This is a genomic window from Marinobacter salinisoli (assembly GCF_017301335.1).
GTDB lineage: Bacteria > Pseudomonadota > Gammaproteobacteria > Pseudomonadales > Oleiphilaceae > Marinobacter > Marinobacter salinisoli.
Map to the genome: position 1 here is coordinate 3,671,083 of NZ_CP071247.1, position 22,816 is coordinate 3,693,898.

Sequence of the window (22,816 nt, forward strand, 5' to 3'; positions counted from 1 at the left end):
GGTGTTTCAGACCGAGATCGGCTTACGCCTTGCTCCGCCGACGCCTGACGCTCAAACCAAGCAGGCCAAGACCAAGCAGTGAAAGCGCCGCTGGCTCGGGCACATAGGAGATGGCTTCAACGTAGCTGCTGTGCGGATCCCAGCCCGACGCCGCAATTGCCCAGTACTGGTAAGACATGGTCTGACCGGTAGCAATGTATTCCAGGTCAGTAGGCTGAACCTGATCGGGGAAGATGTTCATGTACGTGGATTTGTCGGAACTTACGTAAACATTGAACAGGGCATTCGCAGAGTTCTTGATGTCTCCGCCAAGGACCCCGTCTACCGTCTCTCTGTGATCCCCGTTCAGCCAGAAGGTATCCACCGTCACTGCGGACATGAAGTCGAAAAACAGGACTTCATCTTTCCCGGGATCACTGCCAAAGTTTGATGAAAAGCTATCCGAATCACCCGCGCAGGTAGGGCTCTCTGAACAGACACCCAGGCCGCCGTGATTGGGGCTCAAATCCTGATCGACGGTCGTAAGGAGTATGTCTCCCCGAAGAAAGGACCCAGTGTTCAAATTATCACCGACCGAGCGCCCACCGTACACATCAAAGTCATTGAATTCTAACACCATGCCGTAGCGATCCGGGTTACCCGAATTCGCGGCGGTTGCCGTCTCAACGATGCCCATTTTCGGTGTACCGCCGTTGTTGCCATCGAAAATGATCATGGTCGCGTTTGCTGACGTCGCCCCCAACGCGAGTAAGGAGCTTAAGGCTAAGGCTCTTTTGAGTTGTTGCATTGCGCTGTCCTTTTTCTTGCTTCACAGAGAAGTCGAAACTTCTTAGCCGTGCGCGGCCTTCGAATTCGTTTATCGCGGTGAAATTTCGATTCTTGTTGTCATTCCACCTCACGGCTACCAGAAGCAAGTTTTGCACCAGCCATAAACCGACATTTTTTTATGTCGCTAAATCATTCCCTTATCAGTCGTCGACACACGCCATCTACGTCAGGCCGCTACCATCTGTTTAATATTTCGACACACCTCAACCGTTGGCACACTGACCGAATCTCAAGCGTCCCCCAGATGGGCGATCAGGTCATCGCAGCTGCAATCAATCACACTGACGCTGTTAAAACCCATGCGTTCGAGAGATGCTGCGGCCAGCGCTGCCCGGCCACCGGTGGCACAGTGCAGGAGGATGGGCCGGTCCGGATCGGTGGTGTGCTCAGTAATTTTCATTTCCAGCACGCCGCGCGGAATATTGATGGTGCCGGCGACACGTTTCTCAGCCACTTCACCCGGCTCACGCACATCGATGACAAGGGCATCAGCGTTATTGGCCAGCAGCTCTCTGGCCGCCTGGGGTGTCAAGCAATGCACAGAAGCCTTGGTTTCTGCAACGATTTCCTGCAGGGTTTTCAGATTCATGATTCGTTACTCCTGTTTGCCTTATGGCCGGTCTATCTGGATTACGGTTTAATACACCCGCCACTCATTTGCTGTAGATACGCGCCACTATGCCCGTTGTTACGCCACCCCCGCAAACCATCCCGAACGCCGAAATCACGCAGGCCATTGGCACAGGGGTCGAACGCTATTTCGACGACTGCCGGGCACGGATTCCAGGGTTCATCGACCGGCATTTCCGCTACCCCGGCGCCATCGCCACCAACCGGAAAGCACTGGGCTGGGACATGCTCAAGGCACCGGCAAATCTGCTCTGGGCACCCTTTTTCGCACTGGCATGCCTGTTAAAATTACTGACGCAGGGCCGACGCCGGCTGGGTTGGCTGCATAGCTTGGCCGATCGGGTGCCGGCCGGATTCACCACCACGGTACAGCAGCACATCTCGGACCTGATTCTGATGGACCTGCTGAACAACGGTGCGCAAGGCTCGTTGCTGGAGCGTCATCTGATTGAAGCGCTGGAGGCGGTTTATGCCCGCCATTGCCGCGAGCCGGTTGATCATCGGGCGTTCACCACAACCATTGAACCACTGATCTCGGACGCTCTCAGCCAGTACCGGGTGACCCGCACCGCCTCGGCCGATATTACCAACAGCATTTCCTGCACCGTGCTCGGTGCGTTTGCCTTCCAGAAGTTCACCCCCGGCGGAATTGGCATTGGCATGGTGCTGGCGGCGATGCTAGCCAAGGCCCTGGCCGCGCGGGACTTCATCCTGGGTGAAACCATCGGCACCTGGTACTACAGCTGGTTCCCTCCCGAACCATCAGTGGCAACCACCGCCGGCGCACTGCTGGTCGTAATGGGGACGCTGTCGGCGTTTGCGGCCCTGTCGGGCATGATCTTCGATCCGGTGCAGGCGGTCGTTGGCTTGCATCGCCGGCGTCTGCACAAGCTGCTGGATCACCTGCAAAGGGACTTCGCGGACCGCACCCGGACCAGCTTCCGCCCGAAAGACCAGTTCGTCGCCCGGATTCTGGACACCTTTGACTTGATTCGATCAGGCTTGCTCTAGGGAGCCCAGGCTCATGCTTTTGTTCCAAAAAAGCGACCCACAACACACGGAAAGTGAACCAAACAATCATTTGCACCCTACTCTGCTACCCTGCCCATTCTTTTGATGCACAAGGAGTTCTGCATGATTACCGTTCATCACCTCAACAATTCCCGCTCGCAACGCGTGCTCTGGATGCTGGAGGAGCTGGGGGTGCCCTACGAGATTCAGCGTTACGAACGTGATCCCAAAACCATGCTGGCCCCTGACAGCCTCAAGAAGATTCACCCGCTCGGCAAGTCGCCGGTGATCACCGACGGCGACCTGGTGGTGGCCGAATCCGGCGCCATCATCGAGTACCTGGCCCACACTTACGGCAAAGACACCATGCTGCCCCCCAACGGCGGTCAGGCGTGGCTGGATTACACCTACTGGCTGCATTACGCCGAAGGCTCCCTGATGCCCCCACTGGTGATGCGTCTGGTGTTCGAAAAGGTGAAAACCAGCCCGATGCCATTCTTCATCAAGCCGGTAGCGAAAGGCATTGCCGACAAAACCAACCAGGTATTCATTGGCCCAATGATCAAAACCCACCTGGATTTCGTCGAAGCCCACTTGGCCAGAAACACCTGGTTTCTGGGGGATAACCTGAGCGCCGCTGATGTCCAGATGAGCTTCCCGCTGGAGGCCTCCGTCGCACGGGGTATCGTCGGCACCAGCCGACCGAGCATCACCGCCTGGGTAGAGAAGGTGCACGCCAGACCTGCCTACCAACGGGCCCTGGAAAAAGGCGGCGACTATGACTTCGCCTGAGCAGCGGCTTGGCAGGCAATAGAGGACACCGTTCCGCACCCTCAAACCGCTGGAGCCTGAGACCCCGGGAGATCCCGTTCCGGCGTCGCATGACCCGGGCCGCCGTGGCGCTGATCTACCGGCGGACGGATAACAGCGGCACACAGCTGCTGTTTATCCAGCGCGCCCGGCGGGAAGGCGATCCCTGGTCCGGGGATATGGCCTTCCCAGGCGGCCGCATGCAACCGGAAGACGCCAGCCCCCGGGCCACCGCCGAACGGGAAACCCTGGAAGAGACCGGCCTCGACCTGGGTCGCCATGGCCGTTTCCGGGCCCGCCTTTCCGACTTGATAACCCGCCACCATAGCCGCTGGCGACCAATGGTCGTCACCCCCTACCTCTACGAATGGAAAGGCCCGAAAGCCGTGACGCTCAACCACGAGGTTGAGCACCTGGTCTGGGTGCCCCTCGACTTCCTGGCCGCCGAGGAGAACCAGGGCAGGCGGCCCTGGCGCACGCCGTTGGGCACGTTGAACATGCCCTGTTGCCGGTACCAGGATTACTGCATCTGGGGTCTGAGTTACAGCATGGTGCAGGAGTTGCTCGCGCAGGGCCTGCCCTAGCTCCCTGCCCGTCAGGTGGCCTTCCGGCGCTTTTCAGCTACCTTTTAAGGCAGGCCTCGCAAAGCAACCAGCCCACCGCCACGGACGGACTCAATACGTTGAGACTTACGAGAAAAGGCATGATTGGACTGCTAGTCACCGGCTTTTACGTCATGGGGATCATCATGGCGATGCATGCTGCGCTGACCACACGCACGTCAACCGGTGCGGTGGCCTGGACGGTCTCACTGGTGACCATGCCCTTTATCGCCGTGCCGGCATACGCGGTGTTCGGCCGGAACCAGTTCGGGGGCATGGTGGAGGCGTATGAAGAGCGCGCCGATGAAGTCGACCCGATCATTGATGGCTATCGCGAGCTGCTGACACCATGGACAACTCCGAGGAGCGAGGCGCCGTCCTGGTACAACGCCGTCCACAAACTGGCCGAATTTGGCCTGGTTCGAGGCAATTCGGTGGAACTGCTGATCAATGGCGAGGCCACCTTCGACAGCATTCTTAAGGGCATCGCCCAGGCGGAACGGTATATTCTGTTCCAGTTCTACATGATCCACGACGACGGTCTGGGCACGCGGGTCAAGGATGCCCTGACGGAACGGGCGCGCGCTGGCGTTAAAGTTCTGGTGCTGTACGACGAGGTTGGCAGCTCCGGGTTACCAGACAGCTACGTGGACGATTTGCGCGCCGCCGGAATTGAAGTCAGCTCATTCAAACCCAATCAGGGCTGGCGAAACCGGTTCCAGCTCAATTTCCGCAACCACCGGAAAATGGTGGTGGTCGACGGTCGCGTCGCCTGGGTAGGCGGCCACAATGTGGGGGATGAATACCTCGGACTGGACCCGGACTTCAGCCCCTGGCGCGACACCCACGTGAAAATTGAAGGGCCGGCGGCGATCCAGGTTCAGCTGACAAGCCTCTGGGACTGGTATTGGGCCACCCGGGAACTGCCGGAACTGGAATGGGAAGCGACACCGGCTACCGGGGCCGATCAGCAGGTGATGATACTGCCCACTGCCCCCATCGGCCACGTGGAGCAAGCCAGCCTGTTTTTTGTCTCTGCACTCAGCGCCGCCCAGAAGCGCATCTGGCTGTCTGCCCCCTACTTCGTGCCCGATGAAGCGGTCATGAAAGCGCTGCAACTCGCCGCCCTGCGCGGTGTCGATGTGCGGATCATTACCACCGGCACGCCCGACAGCCTGCCCGTCTATCTGGCGGCATTCCATTACATCGAGGAACTGCGCGGGCTCGGCATCCGGTTCTACGCTTATAAGCCCGGATTTCTGCATGAAAAAGTCATGCTGATCGACGATCGTGTCTCCAGTGTCGGCACCCACAATTTTGATAACCGGTCCTTCCGCCTCAACTTCGAGGTCGCCGCCGTGATCTTGGATGAGGGCTTCGCCGCGCAGATGGAAGCGATGTTCGAACAGGACTTCGCGCACGCCGAGCCGATCGACCCCGACAGCCTCGCACATCGACCGCTCTGGTGGCGGCTGGGTGTGAAACTATCGAGGCTGGCAGCGCCCGTTTTGTGAACAACAAAAGCTATAACTGATAAAAATCCTGCCATATTGATGATGTGACACTCTGATTTGCTGGTGCCCAACCTATTACAACAACAGTAAACGAAGGCCCATGAACTACCGTCAATTTACCCTCGCCGGAGTATTCGGCCTGCTTGCCTTTGCGCTCTGGGCAAGCCCTGAGTTCAAGCAGATCGCCGCCGGGGTCGCCATCTTCCTGTTCGGCATGCTCTCGCTGGAGAACGGCTTTCGCCAGTTCACCGGTGGTTTTTTGGAAAGGTTGTTGCAGGGAACCACGGATACGATCCCCAAAAGCGTCGGTTTTGGCATTGTCAGTACCTCGATCATGCAGTCCAGCTCTCTGGTATCGGTCATCACCATTTCCTTTCTGAGTGCTGGCCTGCTGCCCCTGATCAGCGGCATCGGCATCATTTTTGGTGCCAACCTCGGTACCACGACTGGCGCCTGGCTGTTCGCCACCATCGGCATGAAGATGAGTCTGTCGGCCTTTGCACTGCCGATGCTGGTGTTCGGCGTTGTCATGAACTTCCAGCGCTCCCGCACCCTGAAAGCCACCGGGGCAATTCTGGCTGGCCTCGGGTTTCTGTTTCTTGGCATCGAGTTCATGAAGGACGGATTCGAAGGCTATCAGTCGGCGGTGAACCTGCGAGAATACGCGATGACTGGCGTAATCGGGCTGATCGTGTATACCGGGCTCGGCATTCTCGCGACGGTCATCATGCAATCAAGCCATGCAACGCTGGCCCTCACCCTGGCCGGCATTACCACAGGCCAGATCACCTATGAGAACGCCCTGGCCCTGGCCATCGGCGCCAATATCGGCACCACGGTAACCGCTGTCCTTGGCGGCCTTGGCGCTAACGTCGCAGGCAAACGTCTGGCGGGCGCCCATCTGTTGTTCAACGTGACCACAGCGGCGATCGCATTGATCCTGATCGAACCGCTGCGCTGGACCGTCGACAGCCTGTCGGCGCTGATGTCCATCGCTGACGACGATTACACCGTCAAGCTGGCCCTGTTCCACACCCTGTTCAACTGCCTCGGTGTCGCCGTCATGTTACCTGTGATCTCCCAGCTGACCCGCGCGCTGGAGCGCTGGTTACCGGAGCCACCAGAAGAGGCTGTAGCGAGGCCGAAATACCTGAATCCGGCTGCGATGGATACTCCCGATAGCGCCAACGCAGCCGTTCGCAGGGAGGTCTGGCACCTGTTCGACCAGGCCTTCGTCATCCTCGCCCACGGCCTGCACCTGCACCGAGAACACATTTCCGCCAGCGATGATCTGGAGTCGATGATCAACAACAGTCGGGAGCTCATCGACATTGATATCGATCTCGTCTACCGGCATCGGGTCAAAGAACTCTACAACGCCATCCTGGATTTCATTTCCGGCCGGATGGCACAAATGACCCCGCCCAGTGCCACCGAATCCCTGTACCGACTGCAGCACGCCGCCGCTGAGATGGTGGAAGCCATCAAGCACGTTAAACACCTGCGCAAGAACCTTACGACCTACCTGGCCTGTCATAATTCCGCCATTCGTAACGAATACAATGATCTGCGGCTGAGAGTGGCGATGGTGCTTCGCGAGACCCATCGCATTTACGAGGGCCAGTTTGAAGACCCCAGCACAGCCATACTTGAGCTTGACGAAATCGCCGTTCGTGCCCGGGTGGACCGGGAATCCATGGTCGCGCGAGTCACCAGGCTGCTGGGTACGAAACGCATCGACTCTGCCATGGCGACATCGCTTCTCAACGATTCCGCCTATGCCAGCGAAACCGTCGATGCGATTCTGACGGCGACCCGCGAGCTACTTACCGCACTCGATGTGGAAGCGGCGCGGACAACCGAAGCATTGTCAGTGAGTGATGAAGGTCAGGCTGGGGTCACCGGCTGACTTGCCAGGGATGACAGATATTCAACTGTGGAGGGACCGGTAAAATGGGGTTCAAAGACTTGGTAGCAAAGCTTGACGAAGCCCTGGGCAAACACGACAGAGGGCACTCTCCCAAGCTTGAAGAGCTCGAGCGCCTCGAACAGGCGCTGGAGAAGAAGCAGGCAAAATACCAGGACAGGCTCAGTTCCGGTTCTTCAGAGGAAACACCCGCCCAGACTGAGGTTCGCCTGCGCGTCGTTGAGGCACAACTCGCCAAACTGCGCGAGCTGATCAAAGAGCTCAAACCCGACTCTGACAACACGGACGAGCGCGGTTGAAACGCGCCTTATCCCCACGTCTCAGGGAAGCAGCATCCCGCGGATGGTAAAGAACAGAACCGCAGCAAGAGCACCCGACAAGGGTACCGTAATCAACCAGGCTGCCACGATCTTGAACACCGCCGAGCGTTTGACGAGCTCCTGCCGATACACCTTTTTCAGGCCCTTGCGCTCGCTTTTGGAAATCGGCGCAGCATGGCCGTTCTTCTGTTTAAGATCCTCAAGAATTCTTCCTTTCTCTTCGAACGAGGCCGCATTGAACTCCTCCAACAAGCGCTCTACGATTGCCCGGTCTTGTCCGGCATGGTGTGCCTCAATCTCGTCAATTTTCCTGCGGTAGGTGGTTTTCAGGTGCTCGCGCAGAAAGCCGACGCCAAACACCCCACCGATGGCAATGTGAGTGGAGCTCACGGGCAGGCCAAGCTGGCTCGCGATGATGACCGTAATCGCCGCCGCCATGGCGATGCAGAAGGCCCGCATGCGGTCGAGCTCTGTTATCTCAGAACCGACGGTGCGGATCAGCTTGGGGCCGAACAAGGCAAGGCCAAGCGCGATCCCGAGCGCGCCCACCAGCATGACCCAGGTAGGAATCGCGGCCTTCGTCGCGACGCCGCCCTGAAGAACCGCCTCATTGATTGCGGCCAGCGGGCCAACCGCGTTCGCAACGTCATTGGCCCCGTGCGCGAAGCTCAGAAGCGCCGCAGAAAAAATAAGCGGGAAGGTAAACAGACCATCGACGCCCGCTTTGCTGTTCTCCACCTCGGTTCGGAGACGGGCGATAAACCATTTCGTCAGCCACCAGACAATGAGGCCGATGATCGCACCCAGCACCACCGCTGGCAGCATGCCAATGTCGACGATTTTGCCCAGCCCCTTGATCGCCAGATACGTGGCAAATGCCCAGGCCATGAAGGCGACGAACAGCGGCACGTTGTATTTGGCAGCGCTGGCGATGTCCCGCTGATAGGTAATGCGGCGCTTGATCAGGTACAGGGTCAGTGCGGCGATAGCGCCGCCCAGTACCGGTGATATGACCCAGCTTGCAGCGATCTGGCCGAACTGGCCCCAATCCACGATGTCCACACCACCGGCTGCGATGCCCGCCCCCATGACGCCACCCACAATGGAATGGGTGGTGGAAACCGGCGCACCGACGTAAGTCGCCGCATTCAACCAGAGCGCCGCGGCAAGCAGTGCAGCAATCATCAACCAGATGAAGGTATCGGAATCGCCGATCAGCGCGGGATCGATAATGCCCTTTTTGATGGTGCTGACCACATCGCCGCCGGCGATCAGTGCACCGCTGGCCTCAAAGATCGCTGCTATCGCGATGGCGCCGGCCAGGGTAAGCGCTTTGGAGCCGACCGCCGGCCCCACGTTATTGGCAACATCGTTAGCCCCGATGTTCATCGCCATGTAGCCGCCAATCATGGCAGCCGCGACCAGAATGACCATGTTCGGAGCATCCGCCCCGATGGAGCGGACATACAACATGATCCCTGCGATAAATAACACCGCCAGGCCGAAGCGGAAAACCTCGGCGCGCCCGTAACGGGTTGCGCGCTCTATGGCATTTAATTGTTCTAATTCCATAACTCTGCCGCCATCAAGTCCGTATTTGGTGCCAGCCACCGAGCCGGTGTGAAAAAGTAGCCATTTCACAGCCCAATACACTGTAGTCCAAAGCCACAGGTTTTGGGCGTGAGAGCCCGAAGGGAGTCATCCGAATGATCTAAATCAAGAAATGCATCACTTTTGGAAGGGAAGCAGGTCCCCGTTTCGCGAATGGGGAGGGTTTGAACAAATAACTGAAAACTTTGCTATGCAGTGGCGGTTAATTAGCGTACTGTCTCGTTCGTTGGAAACGATTTAGCAAAGCATCTCACGAATAAGACCTTTTGTGTTGACACACCTCTTGTCCTGTTTTTGATCCTGCCCGTTTTTTTATTTCCCGCATATCGCTGATCAACGATCACAACGATCGCTTGACGGCACCATGATGATTAATTTCAGGATATTTATTATGTCTACAGTTACAGGCAACGTTAAGTTCTTCAACGAAGCAAAAGGTTTTGGTTTTATCACTCGTGAAGGTGGCCCGGACGTTTTTGTTCACTACAGCTCAATTCAGGGTGGCGGTTTCAAAACTCTGGCCGAAGGCCAGGAAGTTGAGTTCACCGTGACCCAGGGCCAGAAAGGCCCGCAGGCAGAAAACGTTATTGGCCTGTAAATAACAGCCAAAACGTGATGAAAAAAGGCAGCCTCTGGCTGCCTTTTTTTGTGGAGTTTGATTCTAGAACCCTTGATCCAGGACGCCATGTTCGGGCGGGGCCCGTAGCACCCGGAGCCAGGCTATCCTCCCCCTCAAGCGGTACTCGCCGGGTTGACGAAACCGCCAACACAGTCCTCAATAGGGGCGTCATCACTGCGCGGAGAATGCCGGCATGAAGTGGATCATACTGATTATTATCGTCGTGGCTTTGGCCTATTGGCTTAACCGGGGCCGTCGCAGTAACAACGCCGAAAACCCGGAACTGACGACCTTTGAGAAAAAGGATTACTACCTCACTCCGGACGACAACTCATCGGATGACGACCCGTCTTCTGGTAACAGTAACCCGAGGCATTGAGTCGGCTTGTTGTGATTTAAACCTATGCCTACCGAATTACCCTTTTCTCAAGCGTGCGAGAACAACAAAGACCCGATCCTGGCCAGGCTGCGTGAAATCTTCGATGCACCAGGAACGGTGCTGGAGGTGGGCACGGGAACCGGGCAGCATGCCGTGCATTTTGCCAGAGCCCTGCCCCACCTGCAGTGGCAACCGACCGACCATCCGGATGCGGCTGATCTGTGCTGTCCCAGGCTGGAACAGGCCTCGCTGCCCAACATCCTGCCCGTGATTGAGCTGGACGTGAGTACTGCCGACTGGCCCGTTGAATCCTTCACCTGGGTATTCTCAGCAAACACCGCCCACATCATGGCGTGGCATGAAGTCGAACAGATGTTCATCCATATCGGTGAACACCTGCCAAAGTCCGGAGCCTTTTGTCTGTACGGCCCGTTCAACGATCGGGGCCAGTATTCCAGTGACAGCAACCGGCAGTTTGATCAATACCTGAGAGCCCGGGCACCGCATATGGGCATCCGGGACCTGCAAAACCTCTGCGAGCTGGCGGACGCGGCCGGGCTGACCCTGGCGAACAACGTCGCGATGCCCGCCAATAACCGGCTACTGGTGTTTCAGCGAATGCCGCTCGACTGCAACCACTGACTGATCTGCGCCTGATTCATGGCACCGCTCTGGCGTGCCACTTCGCGGCCGTTCTGGAACAGAATCAGGGTGGGTATGCTGCGAATGCCAAACTGACCGGCCGGCCCCGGGGCCTGTTCGGTGTTCAGCTTGGCGAAGCGCACTTTGCCCTGCCAGCCTTTGGCCGCCAGTTCGAACTGAGGCGCCATCGCTTTACAGGGGCCACACCAGCTGGCCCAGAAATCCACCAGCACCGGCACATCGCTGCGCCCGGTGTGAGCCGCAAAGTTCTGCTCCGACAATTCCAGCACCTTACCCGGCCATAAGGGCTGTTTGCAGGCGCCACAGTTGCCGCCTGCGGATAGTTTCTCTACCGGCACACGATTCGTTTTGTGGCAATGGGGGCACACCAGGTGTCGGATGTCAGTCATGTGGGATTCGCCTCTGATTGCGTGAGTATGAGAATCATCAGGGCACACGCAAAGAAATCAAGCAACGCGGCTCATTGCCGTTCATTGCAGAGTAAAGACAAAGCCCAGCAAGCCATAGCTGAGCAGTGTCACCACGATGATTGCCAGAATATTCAGGACAAATCCGGCACGGATCATGTCCGAGATCTGCATGTGCCCGCTGGCAAACACAATGGCATTGGGCGGTGTCGCCACCGGCATCATGAAGGCACAACTGGCGGCGATGGCCGCCGGCACCGTCAGCAGAAGCACCGGCATGTCCTGAGACACCGCGAGGGCTCCCAGCAGAGGCAGAAACGCCGCCGCCGTGGCGGTGTTGCTGGTCACTTCGGTGAGAAAAATAATGACGCCAACCACCAGCACCACGATCGCCACCGTCGGCAACTGCCCCGCCGCTGACAGCGACTGCGCAATCCATTCCGCCAGACCCGAACTGCTGATCACCCCCGCCATGGCAAGCCCGCCACCGAACAGCAACAAGACGCCCCAGGGAATGCGTTGCGCCGTCGCCCACTCCAGCAAAAACTCACGCCTACTGAGGTTCACCGGAATCAGGAACATGGCGATGGCGGCCGCGATGGCAATGCCCGTATCACTGAGCCAGGGCATCAGCCCATCCGCCAGCAGCGGCCGGAATATCCAGGCCGCAGCCGTGATGGCAAACACCATGGCCACCAGCTTTTCACCCTTTTGCAGCGGCCCGAGGTTGCCCAGTTCGTCCCTGATCGTGTCCACGCTGCCCGCCTGATGGCCCAGCCCGAAATCCCGACGACTGAGCCAGCCCCAGATCAAAACCAGCATCACCACAGAGACCGGAACACCCAGCAGCATCCATTGGGCGAAGCCGACGGAGATACCCTGGTGTTCGCTCAGGTAAGCCGCCAGCAAGGCATTGGGCGGTGTGCCAATCAACGTGGCAATGCCGCCAACGCTGGCCGAGTAGGCAATGGCCAGAAGCAACGCCGTGGCGTATCGACGCACCCCCTCCTCGTTGGACGAATCCACCATGGCGATCACCGAGAGCGCAATCGGCAGCATCATGATGGAGGTGGCGGTATTGCTCACCCACATACTCAGGAAGGCCGTGGCGATCATAAAACCTGCGATCTGACGGCGCGGCTGGTAACCCACGCGCTTGAGGATAAGCAGCGCGATGCGCCGGTGCAGGTCCCAGCGCTGCATCGCCAGGCCCAGGGTAAAACCGCCCAGGAACAGGAAGATTATGGGGTGGGCATAGGGGGCGGTGGCACTCTGAACGTCCCCCAGCCCGAGCGCCGGAATCAGGACAATCGGCACCAAGGCCGTGGCCGGAATGGGAATGGCCTCGGTGGCCCACCAAGCCGCCATCAGCAACATCAACCCGAGTGCCGCCCAGGCTTGCGGCATCATGCCCTCGGGTGCCGGAAGGGCCAGAGTAATCAGCAGGAACAGTGGGCCCAGAATAAGACCGATCATTCGAACCCGGGATGGGCGCTCGGAATCGCGATTACTCACAACAACCTCCCTGTCATACAACCTGCTGCTGGCCGGCAGCGAGTCTATTTAAGAGTCAGAGCACAATAGCGCTGGACCGTTGGTCAGGCAAAAACGCCCCGGCCTACAGCCGCTCAATTGCCTTGAGCAGCGAACGAAAGGCCTTGGTGAAGCTGCGCTCAGCCACCCTGTCCAGCACCCGGCCGAGCAACGGAACCGTCACGTGCCCTTCGGAAATCCAGGTCACCCGGGTTCGATCGCCCTCAGGCCGCAACAGGATCTCCCCTCGGGTATGCCGGACCGGGAGCGGACTCGATTGTTCGATGCGGTAGTCCATCCGGTTCGGCCGCTGGAACCGGGTAATGCGCTCGGTTAACTCCAACCGGCCGGCACCGATAATCCGCAGCGCGCCTTCGCCATTTCGCTCCTCGTTGCCCTCTTCGACCAGCAGCGACTTGTCGACGCCCGGGAACCGGTCATAGCGGGCGTGATCGGAGATGGCCTGAAACACCGCGTCGATATCTTTGGCAAGAACCTGCTCGACATGAATGCGAAACATACGCTCCCCTTAACTCGTTTCCGATTGCAGGCTGGGCCAGCCCCTGAACAATCGCACCTGTGAAGCATGTTACAGTGCCGCCTCAGTTTCTTAAAAAGGAAAGCTCAAGGAAGATGAACAACAACTACAAAATTGCCCTGCTGATTGACTGTGACAATGTCAGCCACCAATCCATCGAAGGGGTGCTCCAGGAGCTTGCCAAGTACGGCGCGGTAAACGTGCGACATGCCCACGGCAACTGGAACGGGCCGCAACTGGGTGGCTGGATTGAAAAGCTTCATGCAAATGCCATCCGGCCCGTCCAGCAATTTGCCTACACCACGGGCAAAAACGCCACCGACGCCTCAATGATCATCGACGCCATGGATTTACTCTACAGCGGAAACGTCGATGCCTTTGCACTCATGACCAGCGATTCCGATTTCACGCCGCTGGTCATGCGTATTCTCGAAGCCGGCCTGCCGGTCTTTGGCTTCGGCGAGCGCAAAACTCCCATGCCGTTTGTTAATGCCTGCTCTCAGTTCATCTACACAGAAAACCTGCGCGCAGACAGCGACGAACCGGATGGCATCAGCGATGGCGCTACTCCGAAGGCCACCGTCGAAACCAAGTGGGCGCGCAACCAATTGCGCGGCGACACCGTCCTGGTAAGGACACTCAGAACGGCCGTGGAACAAACCGCTGATGACGATGGCTGGGCGCACCTGGGCAAAGTGGGTCAGTACATCTCCAACAACAGCTCCTTCTCCCCGGTGAACTACGGGTATAAAAAGCTCAGTGATCTCATTCGGGCCAGTGAATTATTCGAGATGAGCACGCGGGACAAGAACGTTTTCTACATCAAAAGTCCGGAGAAATAGGTCGGTTCGATTTCCCTAGATAAGATGGCTGTAAGGATCGGGCAGCCGGCTTTACCGGAAAAGATCCGTCGCAAGCGAGCCTGAACCATGACCATCGATCGTGACCGCCTCGCCGCACTTGCCGCGAACCCCCCACTTTCATGGGGGCAGATATCGACAGCTGCACCGACGTTTTGGGGCTAACCTGCGTTTCTGCATCCCCTTGGGCCTGTGACGCTGGTTCGATAAGCGAGGCATCCGCAATCCGGTAGAACTGGACTGGTGGCAGTCGGCGCCGGAAGAGTCGGTCAGGATGCATCAGGATATTGGCGCCCGCCAGTCAGTCGCCGTGACTCGCTCAGATACCAGATCTTCCCGATTCACCTCTTCGGCTCGCTATCACGACCAAGCCAGAGTTACGATACGAAGAACTGGCGGATGAAACATGTCATGGGCAATGGAGGCGGCGGAAACGGTGAAACACAATTGGATCAGGAATGTCGGGGTACTTGCCGCTGTTTCTCTGGGGCTTTCAGGGTGTATGGACGCCAACCACGGCCACTTTGGCGTTGAAGACATTCCCTCAAGGTTCAGCAGTGAAGGAGAGCGCCTCTATTTCACCGGCACCTCGAGCTCCGGTGAACGGATCATCCCGGTTGGTGGGCACCATCACATGCAGATGCATGGCGGAAGCTGCGCCACTTGCCACGGTGCCGACAAAGAAGGCGGTGCCATCATGTGGCCGCGATTCTGGGTCGTGGCTCCGGCTTTAACCCATGGGGCATTAGAGCAAGAGCACAACGACGGCCACGACCATGCCTCCTATGACGAATCCTCGCTCAAAAAGGCCATCGTGAACGGCGTTGGCCCCGATGGTGAACCTCTGCACGATACAATGCCACGCTGGCGAATGTCGGAGGAAAGCCTGAATGCGCTGGTTCACTATCTGCTCGGTGAACATTCGCACTGAGCCGCTGGTTAGCCAAGACTCAAGACCAGGGTCAGAACGGAATCGGCAGGCTGATTTGATCAAACCGGCAGTTCGATGATGTCACCCGCAACACCATTTTCGTTCACTGTCAGCCGTCCTACCGTAATGGGCAGAGTGAAGCGCCGGGGCCCCGCCCCACCGGGATTGAAGTAAAGAACGTCGCCGACCCACTCGTTGCGGGGTTTATGAGAATGGCCGGCAATCACCACGCGGTAACGGCCTTGCGGATCTATGTCGAGGGTTTTGACATCGTGAAGCATGTAGAACGCGTGGCCGAGAAACGCCAGTTTCTGCACATCGGGCAGCGCCGCCGCACGGCCGGTTTTATCGATATTGCCACGAATCGCGATCACCGGCGCGATGGCCTCCAGCGCGTCCAGGACATCATCTTTCCCCACGTCACCGGCGTGCAGGATCAGTTCCGAGCCGCTCAGTGCCTCCAGGGCTTCGGGGCGCATTTTGCTGTGGGTGTCTGCGATAACGCCGATATTCATACGTATACCTGAGCGTGCCTGTTCCTCGAAGCGAGAATCCAACAACGAGGCGCGCGTTCGACTACAGTTAGATTGTGTTGATAAGTACGGCTTTCGAAGCCTAGCGCAAACAAGTTGTCCGGACCTCAGCATTTGTTGCCGATGCAGTCTCCTTATCAACCTTACGCCAAACTAGAGAAGCTACCACGAAGCGCGGTTACTGAACGCTTTATCCGCCGGAACCATCTCATCCGAAGGAGAACGACATGAAAAAGCTACGTGCTCTCGTCTTTTATGCCCTTGTCACACCTGCCGTCAGCCTGGGTTCCGCCGCTTTGGCCGCCTCACATCATGGCGACGACAATAAGGACGTGGGCGAGCAGGATATGGACAAGCATGCCCAGCCCGAAAATCAAAACGGCGAATTTGAGCAGGATGCCGAAAAGTCCAAATACAATTCCCCCGATGCAGCGGGCATGGAGGAAGAAGATGGCTCGGACTCGGGCGACCACTCAGATATGAAGAAAGAGGATGGTATGGAGTCCTCATCGGCCGAAGGCACGGACGAGTAACCTGACAGGGGCGGAGCCTGGTTTGCTCGCGCCCCTTCATCCCTCACCTCAATCCCTCAATGATGATGCCCACCGGGCCCATGGGCATGGCCGTGGGCGATCTCTTCCGGCTCTGCGGCGCGCACGTCGATGATTTCGATATCGAAGGTCAGCGTTTTACCGGCCATCGGATGGTTGGTGTCGACATCGGCAAACTTGTGGCCGACCTTGGCGACGACCACATGGCGCGGGCCCTGCTCGGTTTGCACCTGAGCGATCATGCCCTTCTTCCAGCGTTTGGCGCCCATCAGATGCTTGATGGGCACGCGCTGGACGGCACCCTCCTTGCGCGGACCGTAGGCTTTGTCCGGCGTGACGGTAACGCTGAACGTATCGCCGGCATCCCGACCTTCAATGGCCTCTTCCAGCCCCCTGATAACGCCACCGTGGCCATGCAGGTAAGCGTTCGGCTCGCCGCCGTGGGAGTCCTCGATGGCGTTGCCGTGTTCATCACGGACGCTGTAGTGAAACAAGACCACCTGATTCTTTTCGATTGGCATAACTGTTCTCCGCGACGGTTCAAAGTACGCCATTATAGCCTTCGGCGGGGCCGGGCTGCGTTCCCGAGCTGGCCACTGCAAGCAGAAACTTTTCAACCTTTTGTTCAATGTTGCTTTCGACTGTCTTCAGACGAAGCAAAGGTAAGCCCCCCTTATCAAGGATGCTGTCCTTGAGGGCGTCCCATTTCATCTGCTGCGGTTTATCGTGGTCACCTCCGTCCACCTCTATGACAGCCAACGGTTTTTTGCCGACCTTAAAGTAGAGCACGAAATCACAACGGCTTCGGCCCATCATGAAACCTCGCTCGCCGTCAGTCAGCCTCTCATTGTCAAACGACACCAACTGATTCAAGGCTATCTGGGTATGGAAGATGATCGCCTGATTGGACCGGTGTGAAAGGCGATCGCGTAATATCGCGGACACAATCTGCTCGGACTGGAATTGTGAGTCGCCAGACCTCAGACGGGACCGAAGTTTTTCCAGCGACTGGTCATACTCTCGATAAAGCAAATCGAAAGCCGACACCACAGGCGAACGGTGAATCTGGTCTGTTTCATTCGCGTAATACTCGATGTAGCGGATCAACGCGGCAACAGGCCCACTCGATGACACAAATACGTCTTTGCCCGTCACCAGAGTAAACCGCTTCCTGGCCCTGGACACAGCAACGTTGATCAAATGGGGATCGTCGACAAACGCAAGATTTCTCTGGTTGCTGGCTTTCTTGTCCAAGACCGTTGAGAAGACAATCTCATCGCACTCCCTGCCCTGAAACTTATGAGTCGTATCCTTGACAAAACTGGCTGGAAGATGTGAATTCGACAAAGCCACCTGTGCGTTATAAGGCGCGATGAACCCCCGCTTGGAACTCTCATCCCACTGGTTGCTTCCCCCTTGCTCCAAGACATGAAGCAAGGAATCCAGTTCACGTTGGTTTTTAAAGCGACGGGTATGATTTCCTCGAGCGGTGACAATTAGTTGAAGGGCCTTTTCACCCGAGTCCCGGGTCATCGGAATAAGCTGGTTATCGTAGAATTGCTGGTTGCAGAATTGAATGATTCTCGGGTGACACCGGTAGTGCTCTTTTAGCAGAGTCACGGGAATAGTGTCACCGAATACCTGAAGGCAGGAATCCAGAAGGCTGTGTTTTTCGCAGTCATACCTTCTATCAGGCGCTGGGGGCCCGACCTTCGCGAAGATTGGGGGTAGCTGTTTTCTATCGCCGACAATCACAAGGTTCCGGGCGCAGCCCAGAGCCAGTATTCCCGGAACGATATCCTGCTGAGATGCTTCGTCGATGATGGCATAGTCCAGAACCGTTCCTGGTTTAAGAGAATTGATGATGGAATGCGTACTACTGCCGATGATGGGAAAGCGCTTTAAAAACTCATCAATCCGGTCGCGGTAACCTCTGGACGTAAACGCCTCGTGCGACCACGGTTTTGCTTGAAGCCTGTCTTTCAGGTAGGCCATGGATGATGTGGTCGTGCTCTTCAATAGCGACTCAAAATCGCCTTTCTCCAAAATTTCCTCGCATGAAGCCAGCTCGGCCTCTTTCTCCTCCAAGGCCTGATCGTAGTAACGCAATTGCAAGGAGTGGATCACCAGGTCCCGCTGGGGCGGTGAGCGAAACGGTTTGGCTCGAAAAATCCGGAAGTTCAGCCAAAGCTCTAGTCGGTTTTTCAGAGTGATGGGCTTGTCATCAAGCATGGTCAGATAAGCCATCAAATCGGTGATTTTTTGCGTGGATAACCGATATTTTTCCAGTGGAGCAGTCCCGGGCGAGAGCGGACCGCTTTGCCGGTTTTCGTGTCGCCATTGCAGCAGATGCTGGCGCTCGATTTTCAGCTCATCGACTTCCGCTTGCAGTTTGCCCACTGTGTTCCGGGCATGTAAGAACGCCTTCAAGTGCTCGATCCGGGCCTCGATGTCCTCCAGCGGCGGCGCAGGTGGGTATTCAGCGGAGGGGACACAGGGAAGACTGGCAAAAAACTCTTCACGATTCTTGCTGTTGCCGAGTCTGGCAACCAGAAAATCCAACCGTTCTTGCTCCAGTTTCTCGTAAACGTTCTCTACGGCTGTATTGTTGTTGGAAAGAATGGCAACGGTTTCATCTCTCAGAACAATATTGGCCAGAATGTTCAATATTGTTTGTGTCTTTCCGGTCCCCGGAGGGCCCTCGATGACACTCACTTGTGAGGAAAAAACGCCCTCTACTGCCTCTAGCTGGCTTTCGTTGAGACCAAAAGGAAAAATAAGATTTTCCGCTTTTTCTCGTGGCCGACTGGCCCCTGTGCAATACGCATCCAATACCACCTCGGGATTTGGGGGCAGAGAGTTCAGTTGGCGTAGCAGGTTCTCGGGAATGGCCGCATCTTCTCTGGGGCTGGCTTTCGCCCTTGCGAGCCGGCCCTCGGCGACAGAAAGAAAGTAAGGAAAGATGCCGCCATCCTTGAAGTCCGTTTTCTTGACGAGACGGATGTTGTCCATATCCATAACGTAGGATTTGGCTCCCGATGAATACTGGACCAGCGCCTGCTTGTTACCGTAAATCACGGCTTTGTCCACGGGGCTAAAGGCACTTCCCTCTTTCTTTACAAGGAGCACGTCTTCCATGACTTCAGTGGGCGTAATCTCACACTCATTGAGTGGACGTGTGTAGGATTTTCCTGAAGGGAAGAAGCAGGTCAGTTCCAGGCCTCGGCGAGAGTCCCGTATTCGCCAATCGCTGATCTGCCCGGTTTTATCCTGTCCGTTTACGTGTATGGTGACCATAACCCTCTATCTCTAGTCTCCAGCCTCAAGCCTCATTGGCCATCCGATAGCTACCCTGATAATCAAACATCCGTTCCTGCACCTGCCAATAGTGCTTTTGCTTGCGGGCGATGACAAAGTCCGGTGCCGGCAACAGGGCTTGAAGCTCCAGCACTTCCTCCGCCTTGTTGAACGTTTTCGGCGCCTGGCTATTGGCGAAACGACGCCCGAACAGTTTATTGAACACGGCACGCTGTGCCGGCTTGCTGAAATCAAAGGACTCGCTGAGTTCTTCCCCGTCCTCGCCGTGGTAGGTGATTTTCAGCTTGCTGCCGGCGACACTTAACGTGATGCCGGCGCAGCGGATCACCATGGCATCCTTGAGTTTCAGGGCATCACGCAGCTGATCATCCGGGTCGATAATGGCTTGGCGACACTGGTGGCAGTTGCGGGCCGCGATATCGTTCTCGGCCCCACAGTGGGGGCACTCCTTGAACCGGAAACGGTAATCGCACTGTTCCGGGCGCAGCCCTGCCGCTCCCTCCTCTTCCGCAGGCTCCAGCAGGCCCTGGCAACGGCGCCCGTAGTGTTCGATCACCCGGCCATCGCTGTCGGTTTTGCCCCAGAAGATGTTGGCAAAGCCACAGCCCGGACAGAACACCTGCACCGGCTCGCTGTCCGGGCTTGGTTTCGGCTCCCCCACTTCCGGGTGATGCAGGTTCACGCTGTTGCCCGCGTAATCAATCACCAGGCAATCCTGCTTGCCGTCGTCGAGGCGAAGGCCACGGCCCACAATCTGCTGATACAGGCTGACCGACTGGGTGGGGCGAAGAATGGCGATAAAGTCCACGTGGGGCGCATCAAAGCCGGTGGTAAGCACGGACACATTCGCCAGATACTTCAACTGCCGCTGCTTGAAGCGCTGGATCAGCTGGTCCCGATCCTTCTGATCGGTGGCGCCGGTCACCAGCGCGGTTTGCTGTTCCGGCAGATAGCCGGTGATCTCCCGGGCGTGATCCACCGTCGCCGCAAAGATCATCACCCCCTGGCGCTCTGCGGCCAGTTCCATCACCTGTTCAACGATGGCGCGGGTCACCCGCTTGTGTTTGCTAAGCAGCTGGTTGACGTCTTTCTCGGCGTATTCACCAAAGCGGTCCTGAGCCAGCGCGGAGAAATCGTATTGCGCCACCGCCGCGTTCACCAACTCGGGTTTGGTGAGATAGCCCCGGTTGATCATGTAGCTCAGCGGCAGTTCGTATATGCAGTGCACAAAAGGCTTATCGTCTTCGCTAGAACCGCGAACAAAGCCCCGGTAGTGATAGCGATAGATCCAGCCCATGGCCAGGCGATAGGGCGTGGCGGTGAGCCCCAGCACTTTGAGGGCGTCGTTCTGTTGCCGCAGCAGCTCGATGATCCGCTGGTACTGGCTGGTGTCTTCACCACTGACCCGATGGCACTCATCGATGATCACCAGCGAGTATTCATCCCGGAACTGATCCAGATTCGCCGCCACGGACTGCACACTGGCAAAGGTGACCTGATGCTGGCTTTCCTTGCGCTTCAGCCCGGCGGAGAAAATGCCGCCGGCTAACCCATAGCTCTCGTATTTGGCGTGGTTCTGCTCCACCAGTTCCTTGACGTGGGTCAGCACCAGAATTTTGCGCCGGGCAAGACGGGCCAGCTCGGCGATGACCAGGCTCTTGCCCGCGCCGGTGGGCAGCACGATGACGGCAGACTCATCGGATTGGCGGAAGTGCCTGAGCGTGGCATCGACCGCTTCCTGTTGGTAGGGGCGAAGTTTGAAAGAACCATTCATTTGCAGAGCTTAATCGGTATCCGGATGAACAGGCCGCCATACTAGCAAAAGCCGGCTCGACACCCAGCCCATAGAGCGCCAAGAATTCCGCCCAGGGACGGTTCATTGATGGCCGCCGAGGTTAAGACGGTGTTGATAGTGACTCACATTGAGCCATCAGGACATCCGTACCGCTTTTCCCTATATCCCCATTTCAGCAAGCATGCTAAAAGACTGCCCCCGGCAGTGGCTTGGGACTTCTCTCCATCAGGAACTCAGCATGTCAGATAAATTTTTCTACAAAGGTCGGCAGGACGCTCGCCAGCACCACACCGCTTACGGCGGTTTTGAGACCAACGCCAGCAAAAAGAGTGGCAGCAAGAAGTACCCGCTTACGCTGGTGGTTACCAGTGAAGCCCGCAAGCTGGAACTAGAAGCACAGGTCGCCGAGGCGAAGCTGTATGCCAATATATCCGTTGATACCCGCGAGGGCGCCGTTGAATCCATCAACGAGCTCACCGCCATCCTGAAGAAGAAAGGAACGGTCACCACGGCCAAAGCACCCTCCCGCAACGATTTATGTCACTGTGGTAGCGGAATCAAATTCAAGAAGTGCTGTGGCTAACGGCAACGGGTTTGCAGAGGACGATAGCTATGATTGTTTGTGGAGTGGAACTGACTGGCAGCGATGCCGTGGTGTGTTTGCTGAATAGGGACAGGGGGCAGTTCAATCTGCCGGAGTGCAAGGTGCGCAAGGTGTCACTGCCGAAAAATCATAGCCGTGACGATCTGAAGCAATTCCAGATGGCCTTTGCGGAGTTGATGGCCGAGTACGGCGTCACCAGTGTCGCGATCAAAGAACGGATGCAAAAAGGCAGATTTGCCGGTGGTGCCATCAGCTTCAAAATGGAAGCGGCCATTCAACTGATCAACAGTGCTGAGCTTACGGTCACCTTGCTGTCATCCCAACTGATCAAGTCCACCCTGGCATCCAACCCGCTGCCCATTGCGTTTGCCGATACGGGTTTGAAGGCCTTTCAGGAAGCGGCCTTTATCGCCGCCTACGTAGGCCAGCTGCAAAGTGGTGCCCGTTCTAACTGAGAACGGAAATGCCGTCGATCTCAGTCACCGTTTTGGCATCCGCCCGCTCAATGATTTTCAGAAGCGCGGATTGAATGGTTTCATCTTCCCGGGCGTCAGCACCACTCACAAACGTTTGTTTCTGAGGCTCTGCGCCCTCTTCCTCGGTAAATGAAATAACGACTTCCGTGGCTAAATCCGGCGTTTTACCAAAGTACTCCAGCGAAACTAACGGATAGCCGTGAAAGCCTTTCTTAACCTGCTTTGCAATACGCTTTTTTGCTTTATCCAATTGCATAATAAAGGCCTGTCGCTGAGCTCAACTCTTGGGTGCCGAATAGATACCCGGTAACTATCAATTGCCAATTCCATGCGGTTGAATCTATCAGAAAATAAGG

At 57.1% G+C, this 22,816-nt stretch carries 25 protein-coding genes; 14 read left to right on the forward strand and 11 right to left on the reverse strand.

What is annotated here, in order from left to right:
• Positions 1-22: 22 nt before the first annotated feature.
• Positions 23-715: a PEP-CTERM sorting domain-containing protein gene (locus LPB19_RS16810; protein ID WP_228289151.1), complete on the reverse strand. Its 693-nt coding sequence runs from the start codon at positions 713-715 to the stop codon at positions 23-25.
• A gap of 342 nt (positions 716-1,057) precedes the next feature.
• Positions 1,058-1,417 carry a rhodanese-like domain-containing protein gene (locus LPB19_RS16815; protein ID WP_206644028.1) on the reverse strand — a complete coding sequence of 120 codons (360 nt, stop codon included), beginning with the start codon at positions 1,415-1,417 and terminating at the stop codon, positions 1,058-1,060.
• A gap of 89 nt (positions 1,418-1,506) precedes the next feature.
• Between LPB19_RS16815 and LPB19_RS16820 the strand changes: the two genes are divergently transcribed.
• From LPB19_RS16820 to LPB19_RS16845, 6 genes are all read left to right on the forward strand, one after another.
• A complete protein-coding gene (locus LPB19_RS16820; protein WP_206644029.1) occupies positions 1,507-2,469 on the forward strand; it encodes a DUF6635 family protein in 963 nt (320 codons plus the stop codon).
• Between the two features lie 123 nt (positions 2,470-2,592).
• Positions 2,593-3,261 carry a glutathione S-transferase family protein gene (locus LPB19_RS16825; protein WP_206644030.1) on the forward strand — a complete coding sequence of 223 codons (669 nt, stop codon included), beginning with the start codon at positions 2,593-2,595 and terminating at the stop codon, positions 3,259-3,261.
• Positions 3,262-3,269: 8 nt separating this feature from the next.
• Positions 3,270-3,863 (forward strand): NUDIX hydrolase, encoded by a 594-nt coding sequence (locus tag LPB19_RS16830; RefSeq protein WP_228289152.1) that lies wholly within the window; start codon positions 3,270-3,272, stop codon positions 3,861-3,863.
• A 119-nt stretch (positions 3,864-3,982) separates the two neighbouring features.
• Positions 3,983-5,395 carry a cardiolipin synthase gene (gene cls, locus LPB19_RS16835; RefSeq protein WP_206644031.1) on the forward strand — a complete coding sequence of 471 codons (1,413 nt, stop codon included), beginning with the start codon at positions 3,983-3,985 and terminating at the stop codon, positions 5,393-5,395.
• Between the two features lie 100 nt (positions 5,396-5,495).
• Entirely contained in the window at positions 5,496-7,304 is a 1,809-nt protein-coding gene (locus LPB19_RS16840) for a Na/Pi cotransporter family protein (protein ID WP_206644032.1), read from the forward strand.
• A gap of 44 nt (positions 7,305-7,348) precedes the next feature.
• A complete protein-coding gene (locus LPB19_RS16845; RefSeq protein WP_206644033.1) occupies positions 7,349-7,621 on the forward strand; it encodes a hypothetical protein in 273 nt (90 codons plus the stop codon).
• A 21-nt stretch (positions 7,622-7,642) separates the two neighbouring features.
• Here LPB19_RS16845 and LPB19_RS16850 read toward each other — a convergent pair whose 3' ends face one another.
• Positions 7,643-9,214, reverse strand: a complete 1,572-nt coding sequence (locus LPB19_RS16850) for an inorganic phosphate transporter (protein ID WP_206644034.1) — start codon at positions 9,212-9,214, stop codon at positions 7,643-7,645.
• A 430-nt stretch (positions 9,215-9,644) separates the two neighbouring features.
• Here LPB19_RS16850 and LPB19_RS16855 point away from each other — a divergent pair, with 430 nt between their 5' ends.
• The 3 genes from LPB19_RS16855 to LPB19_RS16865 all read left to right on the forward strand — a co-directional run bounded on the left by LPB19_RS16855 (position 9,645) and on the right by LPB19_RS16865 (position 10,893).
• A complete protein-coding gene (locus tag LPB19_RS16855) occupies positions 9,645-9,851 on the forward strand; it encodes a cold-shock protein (protein WP_206644035.1) in 207 nt (68 codons plus the stop codon).
• 214 nt (positions 9,852-10,065) lie between these two features.
• Positions 10,066-10,251, forward strand: coding sequence for a hypothetical protein (locus tag LPB19_RS16860; protein ID WP_206644036.1), 186 nt, complete (start codon positions 10,066-10,068; stop codon positions 10,249-10,251).
• 24 nt (positions 10,252-10,275) lie between these two features.
• Positions 10,276-10,893: a DUF938 domain-containing protein gene (locus LPB19_RS16865; RefSeq protein ID WP_206644037.1), complete on the forward strand. Its 618-nt coding sequence runs from the start codon at positions 10,276-10,278 to the stop codon at positions 10,891-10,893.
• Here LPB19_RS16865 and trxC read toward each other — a convergent pair.
• From trxC to LPB19_RS16880, 3 genes are all read right to left on the reverse strand, one after another.
• Positions 10,863-11,303, reverse strand: a complete 441-nt coding sequence (trxC, locus tag LPB19_RS16870) for a thioredoxin TrxC (RefSeq protein ID WP_206644038.1) — start codon at positions 11,301-11,303, stop codon at positions 10,863-10,865. The two genes, LPB19_RS16865 and trxC, sit on opposite strands and share 31 nt — an antisense overlap.
• Positions 11,304-11,384: 81 nt before the next feature.
• Positions 11,385-12,797, reverse strand: a complete 1,413-nt coding sequence (locus tag LPB19_RS16875; protein WP_206645835.1) for an SLC13 family permease — start codon at positions 12,795-12,797, stop codon at positions 11,385-11,387.
• A 142-nt stretch (positions 12,798-12,939) separates the two neighbouring features.
• Positions 12,940-13,374 (reverse strand): SRPBCC family protein, encoded by a 435-nt coding sequence (locus tag LPB19_RS16880; RefSeq protein WP_206644039.1) that lies wholly within the window; start codon positions 13,372-13,374, stop codon positions 12,940-12,942.
• A 113-nt stretch (positions 13,375-13,487) separates the two neighbouring features.
• On the opposite strand from LPB19_RS16880, the gene LPB19_RS16885 reads away from it, so the two are divergent.
• Positions 13,488-14,234: an NYN domain-containing protein gene (locus tag LPB19_RS16885; RefSeq protein ID WP_206644040.1), complete on the forward strand. Its 747-nt coding sequence runs from the start codon at positions 13,488-13,490 to the stop codon at positions 14,232-14,234.
• A 424-nt stretch (positions 14,235-14,658) separates the two neighbouring features.
• Positions 14,659-15,183, forward strand: coding sequence for a c-type cytochrome (locus LPB19_RS16890; RefSeq protein WP_228289153.1), 525 nt, complete (start codon positions 14,659-14,661; stop codon positions 15,181-15,183).
• A 59-nt stretch (positions 15,184-15,242) separates the two neighbouring features.
• On the opposite strand, the gene LPB19_RS16895 is transcribed toward LPB19_RS16890, so the two are convergent.
• A complete protein-coding gene (locus LPB19_RS16895; protein WP_206644041.1) occupies positions 15,243-15,698 on the reverse strand; it encodes a metallophosphoesterase family protein in 456 nt (151 codons plus the stop codon).
• 245 nt (positions 15,699-15,943) lie between these two features.
• Here LPB19_RS16895 and LPB19_RS16900 point away from each other — a divergent pair, with 245 nt between their 5' ends.
• Complete coding sequence (locus LPB19_RS16900) at positions 15,944-16,249, forward strand: hypothetical protein (RefSeq protein WP_206644042.1); 306 nt, start codon at positions 15,944-15,946, stop codon at positions 16,247-16,249.
• A 56-nt stretch (positions 16,250-16,305) separates the two neighbouring features.
• On the opposite strand, the gene LPB19_RS16905 is transcribed toward LPB19_RS16900, so the two are convergent.
• Genes LPB19_RS16905 through LPB19_RS16915 form a run of 3 tightly spaced genes read right to left on the reverse strand, consistent with a single transcriptional unit; the run spans position 16,306 to position 21,359 of the window.
• Positions 16,306-16,788, reverse strand: coding sequence for an FKBP-type peptidyl-prolyl cis-trans isomerase (locus LPB19_RS16905; protein ID WP_206644043.1), 483 nt, complete (start codon positions 16,786-16,788; stop codon positions 16,306-16,308).
• A gap of 19 nt (positions 16,789-16,807) precedes the next feature.
• Positions 16,808-19,564 carry an AAA domain-containing protein gene (locus LPB19_RS16910; protein ID WP_206644044.1) on the reverse strand — a complete coding sequence of 919 codons (2,757 nt, stop codon included), beginning with the start codon at positions 19,562-19,564 and terminating at the stop codon, positions 16,808-16,810.
• 25 nt (positions 19,565-19,589) lie between these two features.
• Positions 19,590-21,359: a DEAD/DEAH box helicase gene (locus LPB19_RS16915; RefSeq protein WP_206644045.1), complete on the reverse strand. Its 1,770-nt coding sequence runs from the start codon at positions 21,357-21,359 to the stop codon at positions 19,590-19,592.
• Positions 21,360-21,618: 259 nt separating this feature from the next.
• Between LPB19_RS16915 and LPB19_RS16920 the strand changes: the two genes are divergently transcribed.
• Both LPB19_RS16920 and LPB19_RS16925 read left to right on the forward strand, forming a co-directional pair.
• Positions 21,619-21,963, forward strand: a complete 345-nt coding sequence (locus LPB19_RS16920) for a PBPRA1643 family SWIM/SEC-C metal-binding motif protein (RefSeq protein WP_206644046.1) — start codon at positions 21,619-21,621, stop codon at positions 21,961-21,963.
• A 29-nt stretch (positions 21,964-21,992) separates the two neighbouring features.
• Positions 21,993-22,439 (forward strand): DUF3010 family protein, encoded by a 447-nt coding sequence (locus LPB19_RS16925; protein ID WP_206644047.1) that lies wholly within the window; start codon positions 21,993-21,995, stop codon positions 22,437-22,439.
• On the opposite strand, the gene LPB19_RS16930 is transcribed toward LPB19_RS16925, so the two are convergent.
• Positions 22,432-22,716 (reverse strand): hypothetical protein, encoded by a 285-nt coding sequence (locus LPB19_RS16930; RefSeq protein ID WP_206644048.1) that lies wholly within the window; start codon positions 22,714-22,716, stop codon positions 22,432-22,434. The genes LPB19_RS16925 and LPB19_RS16930 overlap by 8 nt on opposite strands.
• Positions 22,717-22,816 lie beyond the last annotated feature (100 nt).